General features: G+C 65.0%; 17 protein-coding genes. 5 read left to right on the plus strand and 12 right to left on the minus strand.

Features of this window, described 5'->3' with window-relative positions:
- Positions 1-39 precede the first annotated feature (39 nt).
- From IE158_RS01455 to rsgA, 8 genes are all read right to left on the minus strand, one after another.
- Entirely contained in the window at positions 40-456 is a 417-nt protein-coding gene (locus tag IE158_RS01455; protein WP_189641891.1) for an acyl-CoA thioesterase, read from the minus strand.
- Positions 457-709: 253 nt separating this feature from the next.
- The gene (locus tag IE158_RS01460; protein ID WP_189641892.1) at positions 710-1,480 is read right to left on the minus strand and encodes an aldolase/citrate lyase family protein; all 771 of its coding nucleotides are present in this window, start codon (positions 1,478-1,480) and stop codon (positions 710-712) included.
- 23 nt (positions 1,481-1,503) lie between these two features.
- Positions 1,504-1,854: a VOC family protein gene (locus IE158_RS01465; protein ID WP_189641893.1), complete on the minus strand. Its 351-nt coding sequence runs from the start codon at positions 1,852-1,854 to the stop codon at positions 1,504-1,506.
- On the minus strand, positions 1,847-2,686 hold the full coding sequence (gene hpaH, locus IE158_RS01470) for a 2-oxo-hept-4-ene-1,7-dioate hydratase (RefSeq protein ID WP_189641894.1): 840 nt from the start codon (positions 2,684-2,686) through the stop codon (positions 1,847-1,849). The genes IE158_RS01465 and hpaH overlap by 8 nt, the downstream gene beginning before the upstream one ends.
- Before the next feature lie 164 nt (positions 2,687-2,850).
- The gene (locus IE158_RS01475; RefSeq protein ID WP_189641895.1) at positions 2,851-3,219 is read right to left on the minus strand and encodes a roadblock/LC7 domain-containing protein; all 369 of its coding nucleotides are present in this window, start codon (positions 3,217-3,219) and stop codon (positions 2,851-2,853) included.
- Positions 3,220-3,419: 200 nt separating this feature from the next.
- Complete coding sequence (locus IE158_RS01480) at positions 3,420-3,953, minus strand: GTP-binding protein (RefSeq protein ID WP_189641896.1); 534 nt, start codon at positions 3,951-3,953, stop codon at positions 3,420-3,422.
- 1 nt (position 3,954) lies between these two features.
- Complete coding sequence (locus IE158_RS01485) at positions 3,955-4,563, minus strand: hypothetical protein (protein WP_229838827.1); 609 nt, start codon at positions 4,561-4,563, stop codon at positions 3,955-3,957.
- Positions 4,564-4,836: 273 nt separating this feature from the next.
- The gene (rsgA, locus tag IE158_RS01490; protein ID WP_189641897.1) at positions 4,837-5,922 is read right to left on the minus strand and encodes a ribosome small subunit-dependent GTPase A; all 1,086 of its coding nucleotides are present in this window, start codon (positions 5,920-5,922) and stop codon (positions 4,837-4,839) included.
- A 105-nt stretch (positions 5,923-6,027) separates the two neighbouring features.
- Between rsgA and IE158_RS01495 the strand changes: the two genes are divergently transcribed.
- The 4 genes from IE158_RS01495 to hemG all read left to right on the plus strand — a co-directional run bounded on the left by IE158_RS01495 (position 6,028) and on the right by hemG (position 10,595).
- Positions 6,028-6,690: a DedA family protein gene (locus IE158_RS01495; protein ID WP_189641898.1), complete on the plus strand. Its 663-nt coding sequence runs from the start codon at positions 6,028-6,030 to the stop codon at positions 6,688-6,690.
- A gap of 80 nt (positions 6,691-6,770) precedes the next feature.
- A complete protein-coding gene (hemE, locus tag IE158_RS01500; protein WP_189641899.1) occupies positions 6,771-7,964 on the plus strand; it encodes a uroporphyrinogen decarboxylase in 1,194 nt (397 codons plus the stop codon).
- Positions 7,965-8,056: 92 nt separating this feature from the next.
- Positions 8,057-9,118 (plus strand): ferrochelatase, encoded by a 1,062-nt coding sequence (gene hemH / locus IE158_RS01505; RefSeq protein ID WP_189641900.1) that lies wholly within the window; start codon positions 8,057-8,059, stop codon positions 9,116-9,118.
- Between the two features lie 82 nt (positions 9,119-9,200).
- Positions 9,201-10,595, plus strand: coding sequence for a protoporphyrinogen oxidase (gene hemG / locus IE158_RS01510; RefSeq protein WP_189641901.1), 1,395 nt, complete (start codon positions 9,201-9,203; stop codon positions 10,593-10,595).
- Between the two features lie 60 nt (positions 10,596-10,655).
- On the opposite strand, the gene IE158_RS01515 is transcribed toward hemG, so the two are convergent.
- From IE158_RS01515 to IE158_RS01530, 4 genes are all read right to left on the minus strand, one after another.
- Positions 10,656-11,471 (minus strand): DUF1990 domain-containing protein, encoded by an 816-nt coding sequence (locus IE158_RS01515; protein WP_229838828.1) that lies wholly within the window; start codon positions 11,469-11,471, stop codon positions 10,656-10,658.
- 41 nt (positions 11,472-11,512) lie between these two features.
- Complete coding sequence (locus tag IE158_RS01520; protein WP_189641903.1) at positions 11,513-12,088, minus strand: DUF1990 family protein; 576 nt, start codon at positions 12,086-12,088, stop codon at positions 11,513-11,515.
- 108 nt (positions 12,089-12,196) lie between these two features.
- Entirely contained in the window at positions 12,197-13,816 is a 1,620-nt protein-coding gene (locus IE158_RS01525) for a CotH kinase family protein (protein ID WP_189641904.1), read from the minus strand.
- A 56-nt stretch (positions 13,817-13,872) separates the two neighbouring features.
- A complete protein-coding gene (locus tag IE158_RS01530) occupies positions 13,873-14,640 on the minus strand; it encodes an IclR family transcriptional regulator (protein WP_189641905.1) in 768 nt (255 codons plus the stop codon).
- A gap of 205 nt (positions 14,641-14,845) precedes the next feature.
- Between IE158_RS01530 and IE158_RS01535 the strand changes: the two genes are divergently transcribed.
- Complete coding sequence (locus IE158_RS01535; protein ID WP_189641906.1) at positions 14,846-15,721, plus strand: alpha/beta fold hydrolase; 876 nt, start codon at positions 14,846-14,848, stop codon at positions 15,719-15,721.
- Positions 15,722-15,773: the final 52 nt, after the last annotated feature.

A 15,773-nucleotide genomic window follows, 5' to 3' on the forward strand; every position in this document is an offset into this window, starting at 1 on the left:
AGTCGGACAGACACTCTACGCGCTTTTTCTGTTTCTCTGTCAATTGCTCTCATTCACGCGCAGCGGGGGCACTGGCGCGGGCTGGCCTTCGGCGTCCAGCGCCACCAGCACGAATTCGCCGCTGCACGCCAGGGTGCGGGCAGGCGAAGACATATCCTCGGTAAAGACCTCGACCCGCACCCGCATGGAGGTGCGGCCCACCACCGTGACCCAGGCCAGCAGCTCCACGATGGTGCCGCCCGGAATAGGCCGGGCAAACTCAGTGGTTTCCATCAGCCGGGTCACCACTTTCATGCGGCAGTGCCGGGTGGCGGCGATAAAGGCGGCGCTGTCCATCATGCTGAGCACCTCGCCGCCAAAGAGGGTGCCGTGGTGGTTGGTGGTGCCGGGAAAGACCACCTGGGTCATGCGTGTTATCTGCGCTTCGGTGGGCTGAGGCTGAGCAGGAAGGGACATGGATTCTCGCTTTCCGGCCACAGAACACTGGGGAAGCGGGAAGAAAGCGGCGCGGGCGGGTCGGCCAGCGGGCGGGCCTGCCCACCCTGACGCGGGGCAGCAGACCTTTCTTCTCACAAGCGAGCGACCGGACTGTAACCGTGGCGCGACCGTGCCGGACTGGGCAGAATGGAGATTGCTCTTTCTTCTGCCGTTACCGGACTTCCCTCAGCTCTTGTGGGCTGTAGATTTGGCCGCAGCATAACATGGTGGCTTAGCTCCCGCCGCGAAAGCGCTCCAGCGCCGCACGCGCGCCCTGCGTCAGGCTCATCACATCTGCGCCCACGGCCACAAAAGTGTAGCCCCACTCCAAGTAGCGCCGGGCGTCGGCCTCATTCACGGCGAGGATACCGGCGGCTTTGCCTGCGGCCCGGATGCGCACCGCCGCGCCGCGAATGGCGGCCTGCACGTCCGGGTGATTCGGCTGTCCCAGCCAGCCCAGGCTGGCGCTGAGGTCAGCGGGGCCGACAAATACGCCGTCCACACCGTCCGTGGCTGCGATGGCGTCCAGGTTGCTGAGGGCCAGGGCCGTTTCCACTTGCACCAGCACGCAAATTTCTTCCTCAGCCCGCGCCAGGTAGTCTGGGCGGGAGCCCCAGCGCGAGGCCCGCACCAGCGCCGAAGCGACCCCACGCACCCCGGCGGGAGGATAGCGGGTAGCGGCCACCACTGCTGCTGCCTGCTCGGATGTGTCCACCATCGGCACCAGCAGCGTGCGTGCGCCGATGTCCAGCAGTTGCTTGATGAGGGCGCGGTCATCGCTGACAGGTCGCACCACCACCTCACCCGGATAAGGGGCCAGAGCCTGAAGCTGCGCCAGCACGCTCGGCACGGTGTTGGGGGCGTGTTCGGCGTCTACCAGCAGCCAGTCATAGCCTGCGCCCGCTGCGGCTTCGGCGGCGTAGGGGTGTGCCAGCGCCAGCCAGTAGCCGTACTGCACGTCACTGCGGGCCAGGGCCTGCTTGAATTCATTGACATAGGTCATGGCTCTTTTCCTCTTCCCGCAGGTCAGCGCCCGCGCAGTCCCAGCAGATTGCCCCAGGGATCCATCACCTGACACATCTGCTCACCGTTCTCTATCGCCATCGGTCCCCGGTACAGCGTAGCGCCCAGCGCCTGCAACCGGGCCAACTCACCCGCGAAGTCCGGCGCAGACCAGTACACCACCGTCCCCGCTGCGCCACTGCCCACCTTGGCATCGGCGGGCACAAGTTCCAGGCTGATTCCGCCAACGTCCAGCAGGGGAAAACCGTCCACCTCGCGCCACTGCGCCTGCGGAAAGGCGCGGGCATACCAATCCAGCGCGGCGACTGGGTCAGAGACGTGAATCAGGACGGAAACCACACGGCCCTCAGGCATCTTTGAGCCTCGCTTCCCCGGTAAAGCGGCAGGTGAACACGCCCAGCGGACCGTAGTCAAAGGTGAATGTGTCGCCTGAAGCGATGTCTACCGGGCGGGTAAAGCTGCCGGCCAGCACCAGTTCACCGGCCTTGAGGCCCTCACCGTGCGGCGCGAGGCGGCGGGCCAGCCAAGCAATGCCGCTGGCCGGGTGGCCCAGCACCCCGGCGGCCACGCCCGTCTCCTCCACCGCCCCGTTGCGGATACACAGCGCCGCCGCCCAGCGCATGTCGAGGTCATCCGGGCGCATGGCGCGGCCACCCACAATCACGCCCGCATTGGCCGCGTTGTCCGAGATGGTATCGGTGACGCGGCGCGGCTTGCCCGTCGCCCTGGACACCCGCCGAATCCGGGCGTCAATGATTTCGGCGGCGGGGGTCACGTACTCGGTGGCCCGCAGCACGTCGAACACGCTCAGGTCAGGACCTTCCAGGTCGGCTTTCAGCAAAAAGGCCAGTTCCACTTCCACTTTGGGGGCCACGAAACGGGACAGCGGAATATCACCGTTGGGCTCAAAGAACATGTCGGCGGTCAGGGTGCCGTAGTCGGGTTCATCAATCTGCGAGCTGAGCTGCATCGCCCTGGAAGTCAGCCCGATCTTGTGCCCACGCACTGTGGCCCCGCCCTGCACCTTGCGGTCTATCCAGGCGCGCTGCACCGCGTAGGCGTCGGCCAGCGTCATGCCAGGAAAGCGTTCAGAAAAGGGCGGCAGCTGCACACCGCTGTCTTCGGCCTGCTGCAACTCGGCAGCCAGGCCCGGCAGTTGGGGGGCCGGAATGACGCGCTCGGTCATGGGAACTCCTCACCGTGAGTGGGGCTAGGGATAAAAAGCAGGACAGAAGAAATCCTACTATGTCCACGGCGTCCCCAGCCCGGTGTGTCCTCAGGCCTGCACGTCTACACCAAAAAAAGCCGGCCCAGAAACCGTCCCAGACCGGCGGGGCTGCGGGGGCTGGGTTACAAAATGTTCGCCACGCGGCCAGCGGTGTCACGGGCTTCCATGTGGAGCAGGCCCAGATTCATACCGCCCGGAGCCACGACAGCCAGCACCCCTTTGCGGCCAGTGGCGTAGATGTACACCTGACCAGCCGAGCCACTCACGCTCATTTCGCTGAGATCACCTGTGTCGAGGGTGGCGTTGATCCGCTTGCCCAGGCCCAATGCCGTTGCCGCCATCGCGGCCATGCGGCCAGCGTCCGTGTTGTCCGCAAAGGTCTGCGCGATAGGCAGGCCGTCCACGCTAGCGATCATGGCCCCCCGGACATCAGGGACAGTGCTGCGAAGGTCGCGCAGGGTGCGTTCAAGCTGTTCTTGTTTGCTTGTCATACTCAAAGACTCCTTGGTCAGCCTGAATCGGAAGGGGCCCCGGGCGAGAGCGGCCAATTCGCTGCCGCAGCTGACGGTTCGCCTGAATGAAGGGTTGGCCTAAGTGAAGCGCGCAGAGCCCAGGGCCCAGAAGATGAGCCAGGACTGCGGAAAGAACGCCGCAGTCCTAGGCCACCTGTGCCACGCGGTGTAGGCCGCGTTCAGGCACCAGCCGCCGCTGCGGGCTGCTCGGACAGCTGCAATTCCAGCAGCCGGATCAGCACCTTGCGGGAGCTGTCATTGTCGGTGGCGTTCAGGCCGCATACCTGCTCAGAAGGCAGGTCAAAGTAGCTGGCCACGTCCTCAGGCGTCCAGACCTTGGGCAAATCCTGACGGGTCACGCCCACCACGAAGGGCACCGGATTACGCGAGGTGATGAATTCCAGAATGTTGCGGGCATGCGGGAAATCTTCAGGCTTGTCACCGGCCACCAGCAGGGTCAGGCCCAGCGCGCCCTCACACAGCACGTCCCACATAAAGTCAAAGCGGTCTTGCCCCGGCGTGCCGTACAGCAGCAGCTCCTGGCCGTCCAGGTTGATGGTGCCGAAATCAAAAGCAACCGTGGTGTACTTCTTGCCGATATCTTCGCTGGCTTCGGCTTCGGTGGCGACCACTTCGGTTTCGGACAGCGTCTGTACAAAGGTGGTCTTGCCAGCGCCGACCGGCCCGGAGATCACCAGTTTCATAGGACCCATGTTATGCACCTCCAGTCAGGCGGCGGAGCGCGTTGAGAAAGCGGCGAACCGGGCCTGCCTTTTCAGGCTCAGCCGCGACCACTTGGGATTCGAACTGCGGAGTAGGCTGACCCGCGCTGTTCACGACGCCAGCGGCTCGGTACGGAGTCACCATGCCCGCAGCGCGCAGCCGGAACAGCATCAGCCGGGCTTCGTCCAGGCTGATAAACGCGGCCTGGGCCAGCTCGGTGGCACTCCCGCCACGGCTGAGCAGCGGTGCCACGCTGCGCCAGGCTCCCTGCAAGGTCACCGGCAAGCTGGGCACATGCGTCTCAGCGTCCGGCACAGTCACAAAGCGGGTGGACTCGTGCGGCAGCTGAGACTGGTCAATGTGCGCGTCCTGGACCAACGAGCGCAGCACCTGCGTCAGCGGCAGCGCAAAGTGAGCCGTCAGCTCATGTGGAGCCATCGCCTCAAACTCGTAGGTGCCCACTGCACTGTTCATCAGTTGGCGCAGGACGTCCTGCACCCGCAGCGCCTCGCGGACCGGGAAACCGTCCACGAACAGCGCCCGCAGCTCTCCCCGGTGAAGGTGCAGTTCTACACTCCTCCCCCCGAGGGCGGACTGCAAAAAAAGCGTCCCAGTGTGGCGCTGCAGCACCTTCGCAACGTCGGGAAAAGCATGATCGGCAAAATCACCGTAAATAGCCACGTGCAACAACCTTCCTTTCTTGATTCACATCCATAGTGTATGGAGTTCAGAACTTCGTCTCTGTCCTCATCACCCGCTTCAGCCGGGTGGGACTGCGCTCTGGCCATACCCTATCTCTAGGGCCGAGCTTAGGCCTGACTTCCTGTCAGGAGTCTCACACCTGGTAAGAGCAAACCCTCAGCCGCTCAGCCGTTAGCGGCGCCGGGGGCGCTTTTCGCCGCGCCGCTCTGGCCGCTCACGCCCGCTCCCACTCGCCTGTGCGGTCCCCTGGGCCTCACGGTAAGCGTCCACCATGTCCTCATCCAGCTCGCCGCGCAGGACCGCTGCCCGCACCGCGCAGCCCGGTTCGCGTCCGTGGGTGCAGCGCGAGAATCGGCACTCGGCGGCCAATTCCTCAATGGCCCAAAACGCCGCGCCTTCATCGTCCCACACAGCAATGTCACGCAGGCCAGGGTTGTCAATCAGAAGCGCGCCGCCACTGATATGGCTCACAGGCAGCCGGTACAGCGTGCGCCAGGTGGTGGTGTGCCGGCCCTCGCCCGAAAAGTCGCTCAGGGCGCCCGTGGCAGCGGCGTCCTCGCCCAGCAGCCGGTTGGTCAGGGTGGACTTGCCCATGCCCGAAGACCCAATCAGCGCCACCGTCTGACCAGCCTGCAAATAAGGGGTCAGTGCTTCTATCCCCTGTCCTCCCTGGGCGGAGATAGGCAGAACCGGGGCCTCCAGCCCAGCCACCTGCGCCCGCTCCAGCAAGTCACCACGGGCCAGGTCGCTTTTGTTCAGCAGAATCACCGGCTGGGCCTGCGACAACCGCACCGCCTGCACATAGCGGGCCAGACGCTCGGTGTCCCACTCCTCGGGGCTGGTCATCACAAAGACAGTGTCCACGTTGGCGGCCAGCACCTGTGGCTGGGTGCGGCGGCCCTTCTGCACCGAGCGGATAAAGGTATTGGTGCGGTCCAGCACGGCTTCTATGCGGAGCGCCTGCTCCACACCTTCTTCGTCCTCAGGCGGCGCATAGGCCACCCAGTCCCCAATCACCGGCACGTCCAGCAGCTTGTGGCGGCGCCCAGCGGGCCAGACGGCTTCTTGTTCACCCGACTCGGTCTGGAGACGGTAGCCGTTGCGCTCCACCCGGCTCACACGGGCCGGAAGCGTCCCAGGAAAGGCAGCGCGCGCAGCGGCCAGAGCCTGCGCCTGCGCTTCCCCGTAGCCGAAAGCTCTTAGGGCTGGAAACTCGTGTGGGGCCAGAAATTCAGCAGATGCAGGTGTAGAGGTCACTGCCCCACAGTCTAGCCACCTGTGCCTGGCACAGAGGCATTTCTAAACTCCAGCGCACCGCAGTTCATGTTCGCGCTCACAAATGCACAGTAGACTCGGCGCTTGATGATTGATCTGCGCGCCTGGCTGGCAGGACTGGACCCCACCACGCTGCACATCAGCACTTTCGGGCTGCTGTTCTTGGAGGGTATGGGCATTCCGGGGATTCCTGGCGTGCTGCCCATGATGGCGCAAGTGGGCCTGATAGACGCAGGCAAAACTACGCTAGAGACAGCGATTTTCTGGGGCACGTTGGGCAACTGGCTGGGCAGCATCTGCGGCTACTCCCTGGGCCGCTGGGGCGGGCGCTTTATTCCGGCGAGGTGGCAAGGGCAGCTGGACAGTGAGCAGGCCCGTGACCTGCTGCGCCGCTACGGTCCGCTCGCCGTGATCGCCAGCCGGACCATTGGGGCCCTGCGGACCCCAGTCACGCTGGGCGCTGGAGCCATGAACTATCCGCTGGTGCCCTACATCATCTATAGCCTGATCGGGGCCCTGATTCATATCGGGCTGTGGCAGTGGTTGCTGTGGCGCTTTGGCCTGCAAATCCTGCCCCACCTGGAGCGGGTAGGCGCTCAGGCCCTGATGGTAGTGGGTGCGCTGCTGGCCGCCGCGCTGCTGGGCCGCTGGTGGCTGATGCGCCAGCGGGCCGCCGCCACGCCAGGCACGCCCACCTCAGACTCTCCCAGCCCAAACTCGACCAGCTCAGACTCGCAGCCACTAGACTGACCGTTCGGTCAGCAACAGACTCGGAGTGGTTAATTTGTCCCCTGGCAGACTGCGCGGGCGGCAGGTATGGTGGGCTTACTGTGAACCGTTCTCAGCAAGACACCGAATCCCACGCCCAGCACTCGCCGGAGCCTCAGGGCAACCGGGCCACCGGGCAAAGCCCTGCCGACCAGGCCCTCCATGAGCCGCCCAAGCGCCCGATGCGCCCCTCTGTCAAGGTAGAACCGAATCCGGCCCTGGCCGACTCGGCTTTTTTGAAAGCGGCACGCGGCGAAAAGGCCGCCCACACGCCGCTGTGGTTTATGCGCCAGGCGGGGCGCTATATGCCCGAATACCGCGCCATCCGCGCTGACCGCTCCATGCTGGAGTGCATCCGCACGCCAGAGCTGGCCGCCGAGATCACCCTGCAGCCCATCCGCGCCTTTGAGGTGGACGCCGCCATTCTGTTCAACGACATCCTGACCCCGCTGCCAGTCATGGGGCTGGATTTGGACTTTGTGAAGGGCGCCGGTCCCCGCATCAGCAACCCACTGCGCTCCACCCGCGCCGTGGACCTGCTGAGCGTGCCCGCCGCCCGCGAGGTCATGCCCTACACCGCCGAGGCCATCCGGCTGCTGAAGCCCGAGCTGGACGCCCGCGGCATTCCGCTGATCGGCTTTGTGGGCGCGCCCTTTACCCTCGCCAGCTACGCCATTGAGGGCGGCGGCTCTCGCAACTACGAGTACACCAAGCAGATGATGTACGCCGAGCCCGCTGCCTGGTTCCGCCTGATGGACAAGCTGGCCACTGTGCAGGCCGACTATCTGGGCGAGCAGATCAAGGCTGGGGCCGCTGCCGTGCAGATTTTCGACTCCTGGGCAGGTGCGCTCTCGCGCTACGACTACCAGACCTTCGTGTGGCCGGCCACCCAGCGCCTGATCGAAGCCGTGAAGCCCTACGGCGTGCCGGTCATCTATTTCGGCACCGACACCGGGCACCTGCTGGGCGACATCGCCCGCTATGAGACCGATGTGGTTGGCGTGGACTGGCGCACCCCGCTGGACACCGCCTGGGCCCAGCTGAATAAGGGCCAGGCCATTCAGGGCAACCTTGATCCCCTACTGCTGGCCGCACCCTGGCGCGAGCTGAGGCACCAGGTAGACCGCGTGCTGGATGAAGCGGCAGGCCGCCCCGGTCACATTTTCAACATCGGGCACGGCATCCTGCCGACCACGCCGATGGACAACGTGCGCCGCGTGGCTGAGTACGTGCACGAGCGCACGCAGCAAGTCTAAAGGTCAAAAAGTCTAAGGGTCTAAGAGCTTTTCCTTTCGACCCTTAGACCTTTCGACTCTTCGACTTTCCTTATCCCCTCACAGGAGACACCATGACCAAGCAATCCCAACTCCCCGACACCGAAACGGCAGTCAATCCCTATCCACCCGTCCGGATCGTCAACGACTCGTTTGCGCCCAGCCTGCCCAGCACCCGCATTGGTGAGCACGGGCCGGTGACAGACGCGACCATCGGCGTCCTGTTTATGGCCTACGGCGGCCCCGAATCGCTGGACGAAATGCCCGGCTATCTGGCCGACATCCGCTCTGGTCGGCCCACTTACGCCGAAGTGCTGGAAGAAATCAGCGGCAACTACGAGGCGATTGGCGGCAAAAGCCCACTGCCGGAATTTACCCGCGCCCAGATCGAAGCGACCATGACCCAGCTTCAGACCACTGGCGGAGACTACCGCGCCTATGCAGGCATGCGGCACTGGTCGCCCTGGATTGAAGACGCGGTGCGCGACATGCTGGACGACGGCATTCAGCGGGCGGTGGCCATCGTGCTGGCCCCGCACTACTCCAAGCTGAGCGTGGAAAAGTACCAGAAGAAGATCAAGGCCGCACTGGAGATGTACCACGGCCAGATTGAATTTGTGTTCGTGAACGAGTATCACACCGAGCCCGGCTACATCACCGCGATGGCGGACCGGGTGCGCATGGGCATCGCCGAGTTCCCCGAAGACCAGCGGGGCAGTGTTCATACCGTGCTGAGCGCCCATAGCCTGCCGGTGCGCGTGATTCGCGAGGGCGACCCTTACGCCGACCAATTGCTGGAATCCGCCCGCCTCATCGCGCAGCAAGCGGGCCTGCGCGACGATCAGTGGAGCTGGAGCTACCAGTCCGAGGGCCGCAGCCCGGAGCCCTGGCTGGGGCCGCAGCTGGAAGACTGGCTGCCGCAGCTCAAGGAGGAGCGCGGTATCGACAAGGTCGTCAGCATTGCCATCGGTTTTGTGTCGGACCACGTAGAAATCCTGTTCGACATTGACATTGAGGCGCAGAAGGTGGCCCGCGAAATCGGCATGAAGTTAGTGCGCCCGCCCGCGCTCAACACCGACCCGCTGTTTATCGGCACGCTGGCAAGCGTGATTCACACCAAGGCACAGGAGCTTTGAGGTCTAAGGGAACCGGCTCTTAGACCCTTAGACTCTTGGACCCTTAGACCTTTTGACCTTTTGACTCTCCGCAGGAGAAACCATGACCAATCCTCTAAGTGCCGCCCCTTCTGTGCGCCTGCCTGAAGGCAGCGAATATCATGCCGCGTCTCCGGCGGAACAGCCTGTGATTGTGGTGGGCGGCGGACTGACCGGGCTAAGTGCGGCCTGGGAATTGCAGCAGCAGGGCGTGCCCTATGTCCTGCTGGAAGCGGGCGACTACCTGGGCGGCAAGGTGCAGACCGAATTCTGGGATGACTTCTTGATCGAAAAAGCAGCCGACGCCTTTGTGCTGGGCAAGCCCTGGGCACTGGAACTGGCCCGCGAGGTGGGCCTAGAGCCGGAGCTGATTCATCCCCGCGAGGACACCAAGCGGCTGTATTTCCTCAAGGGCGGCGAGTTGCTGCCTTTTCCGGAACACCTGAGGATGTTCGTGCCGCTGGATGAAGAAGCATTTCGGCGCAGCCGGGTGCTCTCGCCGGAAGGCACCGAGCGAATGCTGGCCGAGGTCAACGTACCGCCCCGCGAGAATGCGGACGAGGACGAGTCGCTGGCGTCGTTCGTGACACGGCGCTTTGGCAAAGAGGCCATGAACTTCATCGTGCCGATGGCGGCGGGCATCTACGTGGCAAACCCCTTTGAGTTGAGCATGAAAATGGCGTTTCCGCAGTTTCTGGCGATGGAGCAAAAGTACGGCAGCCTGATTGCCGGGCATCGGGCGTTGCCGCCGCGCACTACGCCGGTCTTCGGGTCGTTCCGGGGCGGCATGAGCGAACTGCCCCGCGCCGTGGGCCGGGCGCTGAGCGGCGAGGTGCGGCTGAATGCCCCGGTGCGGCAGGTTCACGCGGACGGGGTGACGCTGGCCAGCGGCGAGCGCCTACGCGGGCGCGGCGTGGTCGTGACGGCTCCTGCCTGGTTCAGCGGGCCGATGCTGGCAGGGGACTTTCCACAGGCAGCCGAGCTGATCGGGGAGCTAAAAACCAACTCCTCGGTGGCCGTGATTCTGGCCTACCGTGAGAACCAGTTCACCGCCGACATGAACATGCACGGGCTGCAAGTGGACTGGTCCGAAGGCATTCCCATGACCGCCATCACCGTGCATTCAGGCAAGATGCATGGCCGCGCCCCCGCAGGTCACGTGCTAATACGCGTCTTTTTCAAGGATACCGAGCCCGGCGAGGCCCGCCGCCTGGCCGAAGGGTACGTGCAGGAATTATTTGGCGTGACCGGCGAGCCGCTGTTTCACGCGTTTGGCGACTGGCGTGGCAAGAACCCAGCTTACGTGGTCGGGCATCTGGACCAGCTGGGGGCCATCCGTGCGGCGCTGCCCGCGCAGGTGCAGGTGGCCGGGGCCAGCTTTACCGGCGTGGGCCTGCCGGACTGCGTAAACGCCGGGCGCACGGCGGCGCGGGCGGTCATTGCAGCGGCAGCGCACTAAAGACCAAAGTGAAGCTCAGTGACCTGGCCCGTGCCCCCATGCCAGGCCACTGAGAAAGCTTCAGTTCCCCTTGTCCGGCTGTTCCTGCGCGTTCTGGTCCGTCAGGTGCGAGCCGGTCTGCTCATCCAGCTGCTCTGCGACCTTCTGCGGCAGATCGCCTGGCTGCGCGGCCTGCACGGGCGTTTCACTGGGCGGCGGAGACAGATGGCCTCCGTGCAGCATTTCGCCCACCTGCTGCTTGAGCCGCCGCATAGAGCTAAAGGCGAAGCGCCGCTGCAAATAGCGCCCAAACACCCGGAAGCCGATGCGGTAGAGCAGGTTGGGGATGTGCCCGGTCCGCGACACGGCGTGAATGCGGAAGGTGACGCGGCCCGTGTCCAGCGCCTTGTGAACGGTGAAATCAATCTGGCCCATTTCGTAGTGGCCTTCGAGCGTCTGGTATGAGTAGCCCCAGACCGCCTCCTGACCGCCTCCGGGTAGGTCACGAACCTCATCCACCACGCCGCTGACCTTGACCCCAAACCAGAAGGTAAAGACCAAAAAGCGCCCGCGCAGCACCATGATGCGTTCCTCCAGTGGCGTGTCCGGCGTGAAAATGCCGGTAATCAGGTCAGGCGGGGGAAAAGTGTAGTTGCGCAGCACCTGTTGCGCTGCCCGAAAGGAACCGTCCGGCCAGGGCGCACCGGGAATTTCGGGCATCAGGTCCTGCTCGTAGTCATCTACCTGCCAGCCGGTGGCGGCGGTGTAGTCGCTCAGGCGGCCAGGGTCGAAGTTGGGCCGGGCATCCACGTACTGAGCCAGGCGGTACTTCTGGCGCTCATACAGCTGCTGCCGCGCTTCTTCGGGGCTGAGTGGCGGGCGCAACCTAAGGGGCAAGCCACCCAGGCGACCCCGCCGGTTGGGTCGGACTGGGCCGGTCATTCGGCTTCGGCCTCGGTCTGGCGGTCCAGGTCTTCTTCGTAGCGGGTCCGCACCTGCACGTCCCCGATGGGCTCGCCGCCCGCGAACTGGCACACCCGCTCACAGAACTCCACCCAGGTCATTTCCTGAGCTTTCTTGCCCACGCCCAACTTGTCGTAGGTCAGGGCCACCAGGCCGTCGCGTGAGCGGGCCAGCGAGCGGATTTCAAAGTGCAGGGCGTTCTCGAACAGCTCCACCGGGGCGATAGAAAAGGTGATTTCACCGGCTTCGGGATGGCCTTCGAGGGTTTCCAGGCGGAAGTGCGTATCACCCACGTCCAGCACACGCACATCCCCGTTCCAGGGCCCCAGGATGGTGATGTGGAATTCGTCGCCGGGGCGCAGCGTGTAGTCAGAGCCTTCTTCCTTCTCGAAGCTGGCCAGCGTCCTCGGGCTGAATTCTTCGATGTTGCGCTGGATGTAGGTCATGATCTCCTGCGCCGACTTCTGAGCATTACGGAACTCGGTCCAGTAGCGCCGCTCAATCAGGGGGCCAAAGCCGTCGCTGGCCTTTTGCTTGGTCTGTTCGCTCATGGCTTTACTCTGCACCGCAGCCCAGCCTGGGGCCGCGCTGCGCAGCTAAAGGGGGCTTTATGGTCCGGCCCACTCTGGCGGGCTGGCCGGTTGACCAGCCACAAATCTTCAGTACCCCAGTTCCCGCAGTTCGGCCCTCAGGTGGCGCGCACGGTGCGCCGCAAAGTCGCTGAGGACCGAAATCTCGAACTCCCAGCGGGCCACCGACTCCGGCAGATGCCAGCGGGCCACGGTGCGGGGCATCTCGGGCGCGAGGAGCTGCTGATATTCGCTGATGCGGCTGTCAATCACCGCTGGAGCAAAGGTGCGGTCCAGATGGGTGTTCAGCCGCGCCAGGAAGCGCGCACGCAGCTCAGGCTGGGCCATGATGTAGCGCGTGACCTTGCTGACTGCCGTCTCGTTGTAAACGTCGCCCTCGGCACTGCGCCCCAGCACCCGCGTGAAGGAGCGCTCCGTAGGATCATTGAAGGACAGGTCGGTGTCCTCAAAGCCCCAGCGCCAGCGGCCGTCACCTGCCCCGGCCTGCGGTGTGCCGGTGTGCCGCCACAACGTAGCGTTGCGGTGCGGCCAGTCACTGTTGCCCACAAAGAACTGCGCGGCCAGATAATCAAAGGTGTTGTCCAGGTCCAGGCGCTGCTCAATCTCCTGCGGCGGTGCGGACAGTTCGAGCAGTTCCATCAGCTCCCAAAAGGGCACGTCGTCGCCGGGGTCCGCTTCTTCCAGCTCACCGTAAGGCCCCAGAATCACGATGTCCTTTTTGTTCAGGCCGTGGCGGCCCGCCAGATCCTCTGGCTTGGTGTCTTCGCGCAGGTTGTGCAGACCCCAGTATTCACCGTTCACAAAGACACGCACGGGGCGGCAGCGCTGGGTATCCACACCCAGTGGCCGCACCAGATCATGAATCAAGCAGTCGCGGAACCGGGTCCACTCCTGATCCTGACCGCTGGTGCGCAGGCGCAACTGGTCAAAGGAAGTCGGCCCGTCCGCACCAAACGGCGCAAAGCTGAATTTGGCCGGGCCGTACTCACTGCGGGCGTACAGGTTCAGCGATTTTTGCGGCAGCTCGCGGGTGGCGTTGCCGCTGATGCGTACTCCGGCGTCCTGAGCCAGCAGGCGCTGGCTTCCCTCGAACCATTCGATATGCACTGGGCGCTCGGAGGTGCGGCCCCGCTGGTTGTAGTTGGCGGCCTCACGGCTGCTTGCCGCCCCAGGAACATAAATCCCGCGCTCCGGGCTGACCCAGTCTGCGGGGTCCACCGTCAGGGCCACCACCGGCAGAGGACCAGACAGCAGCTCGGCGTTGCGGCCCAGCGCATAGGTGCGGGTCAGGATGGGACCGGCAGGCGCACCCCCAGCAAACGCCCGCATCCGCACCACATTCAGGCGCGGCAACTCTGCGCCCGGCTGCGGGGCTTGCCAGGCAGGCTGCACGCCCGGCCAGGTGGTGGGCTGGGCCGACAGGGGGCCTGTCTGCGGCGCAGGAGCACTCAGCTGAAGGGGAGCCGAGTACAGGGCCGAGCTGGCGGACGGCGGCTCACCGGTCAGGGTGTAACGGATGTCCTGGCCCGGCAACACTGGCAATGCAAGTTGCACCTGCCGGGGCTGCGGCAACGGCGACTCGGCCTCAAAGTTCAGCGTGGGAGCCGGTGCAGGGGCCTGAGGCGGCGAGGAACAGGCGCTCAGGAGGGCGGCAGTGCAGGCCATGACAGCAAGCGGTAAACGTGACATAGAGCAAGCTTAAAGAAATCTCTAATGTCAGAACACTGATAGATCTTAATCTTTCCTCATGAGTGGGTCGTGCTGCCCGCTGAGCTGCGGGCAAGGCGAGACCCTGCCGGGCGGTGTCCCAGCTCCCAGCCCACTTCAGCCGCAGCCGCCCGCAGCCGCCGCTCCAGCATCTCGCGCTCATTCAGGCGGTGACTGGGCAGGCTGAGCCCCAGGGCACACAGCACCTCGCCGCCCTCACCGCGCACAGGTACGGCCAGGCTGGAGGTGCCTGGGGACCACTCGTCACGGGTCACGGCCAGGCCACTGGCGCGAATCTCGGCGGCCTGCGCGGGCCAGTCGGGCAGCGGCAGCGGCAGGCCATGCAGTGCGAACAGCAACCGGCCACTCGCGGTATCACGGGCAGGCAATTCAAAGCGGGTTTCTCCCTCTACCGCTTCCCCTTCGCGGCCCTGCACACTGCGGGCAATACACAGCACCTGCGGCCCTGAGCGCGAATCCGCCGCCTGATCCAGCACCGCCACAAAGGCCAGGCGGCGGGTGCCCCGTGCCAGGGCGTTCATGGCATCGTGGGCCGGACCGTACCAGGGCAGCGAGGAGTACAGCGCACTCGACAGCTTGAGCAGCCGCCAGCCCAGGCGGTACCGCCCCCGGCCCGACTTGTGAAGCAGTCCGGTGGCCGCCAGGGTCGCCAGCTGCTCATGCAGGGTCGAAGTTGACAGGTCCAGCGCGGCGGCCAGCTCACTCAGGCCCCACTCGGTCCGGTCCGCATCGAAGGCTTCCAGGATACGGACGGCGCTGGTCACGGTCTGGAGGGTGCGGGACATGGGGGCAGTGTAGGGCGCGGCGGGCAGACAGGGAGGACTGGCCCGCTGCGCCCCGCTGCTGAGCCCAAAGCTCGCCGCTCTAATTTCACACATTTCTGAACTTTGTTACAGTGCCGGAGATGTCCAGTTCTTCCCCTCTAGAGCGGGCTGGTGCCCTGCTGGACTCCCTGGGAATACTGCCTTGGCAGGACCAGCGGGGAATACCATGAGCGCCCACCTGCCACTGCAGCGCGAGTGGGTGGCTTTGGCAGACGGCACCCAGCTGAGTGTGCTGATGGGCGGCCCCGTCGGCGCAGAGCCTGTGCTGCTGCTGCACGGCGGCGGCACCGACCACGCCTGGCTCTCGTGGGAAGAGACGGTGCCAGCCCTGCTGGCTACGGGTTACCGGGTCATCGCGCCCGATCTGCCGGGCTATGGACAGTCGCCGCCCGCCGCGTGGCCCTCGACCCGGCCCCATCTTAGCCGCGCTGTCTCAGGGCTGATGGTGGCTCTGAAGTTGCCCCGTGCCGTACTGGTAGGCGTTTCAATGGGTGGGTCGCTGGCGCTGGCCCAGGCGCTGCACTCTCCGGTCAGCGTGCGCGGTCTGGTGCTGGTGGGGTCGTATGGGCTGGCCCGCTGGGCACCGTATCACCGGCTGTCGGTGGGCCTGGCCCGGCTGCCCACAGGCACCAACAGCGTCAATCCTCTGCTGGCCCGCTCGCCGCTGGCGGTGCGCTGGACGCTGTCCTCCATCTTGCAGAACCCGGAAGCCATCACCCCAGGACTGGTCAGGCAAGTGGGCACCGCACTGCGTCACCGGGCCAGCGCTCAGGCGTTTGCCCAGTTTCAGCGGGACGAAATCCGCCCGGATGGGCTAAGCACCGACTTCCGTAAACGCCTGCCCGAACTGCAAATGCCGGTGCTGATTGTTCATGGTGACCGCGACATAGGGGTGCCACTCGCTGCCGCGCAGGAAGCGGCCCGCCGTATTCCAGGGGCAAACCTGCGCGTGTTCAGCGGCGCGGGCCACTGGACTCAGCGGGACCAGCCGGGCCGCTTCAACTATGAGCTGCTCAGGTTCCTAGGCACGCTGCCTTCGTAAGACGGCACAGGCGGCCCAACCGACCCAGAGAATCCTTACTCCTCTTTCCGCG

This window comes from Deinococcus piscis (assembly GCF_014653275.1).
GTDB lineage: Bacteria > Deinococcota > Deinococci > Deinococcales > Deinococcaceae > Deinococcus > Deinococcus piscis.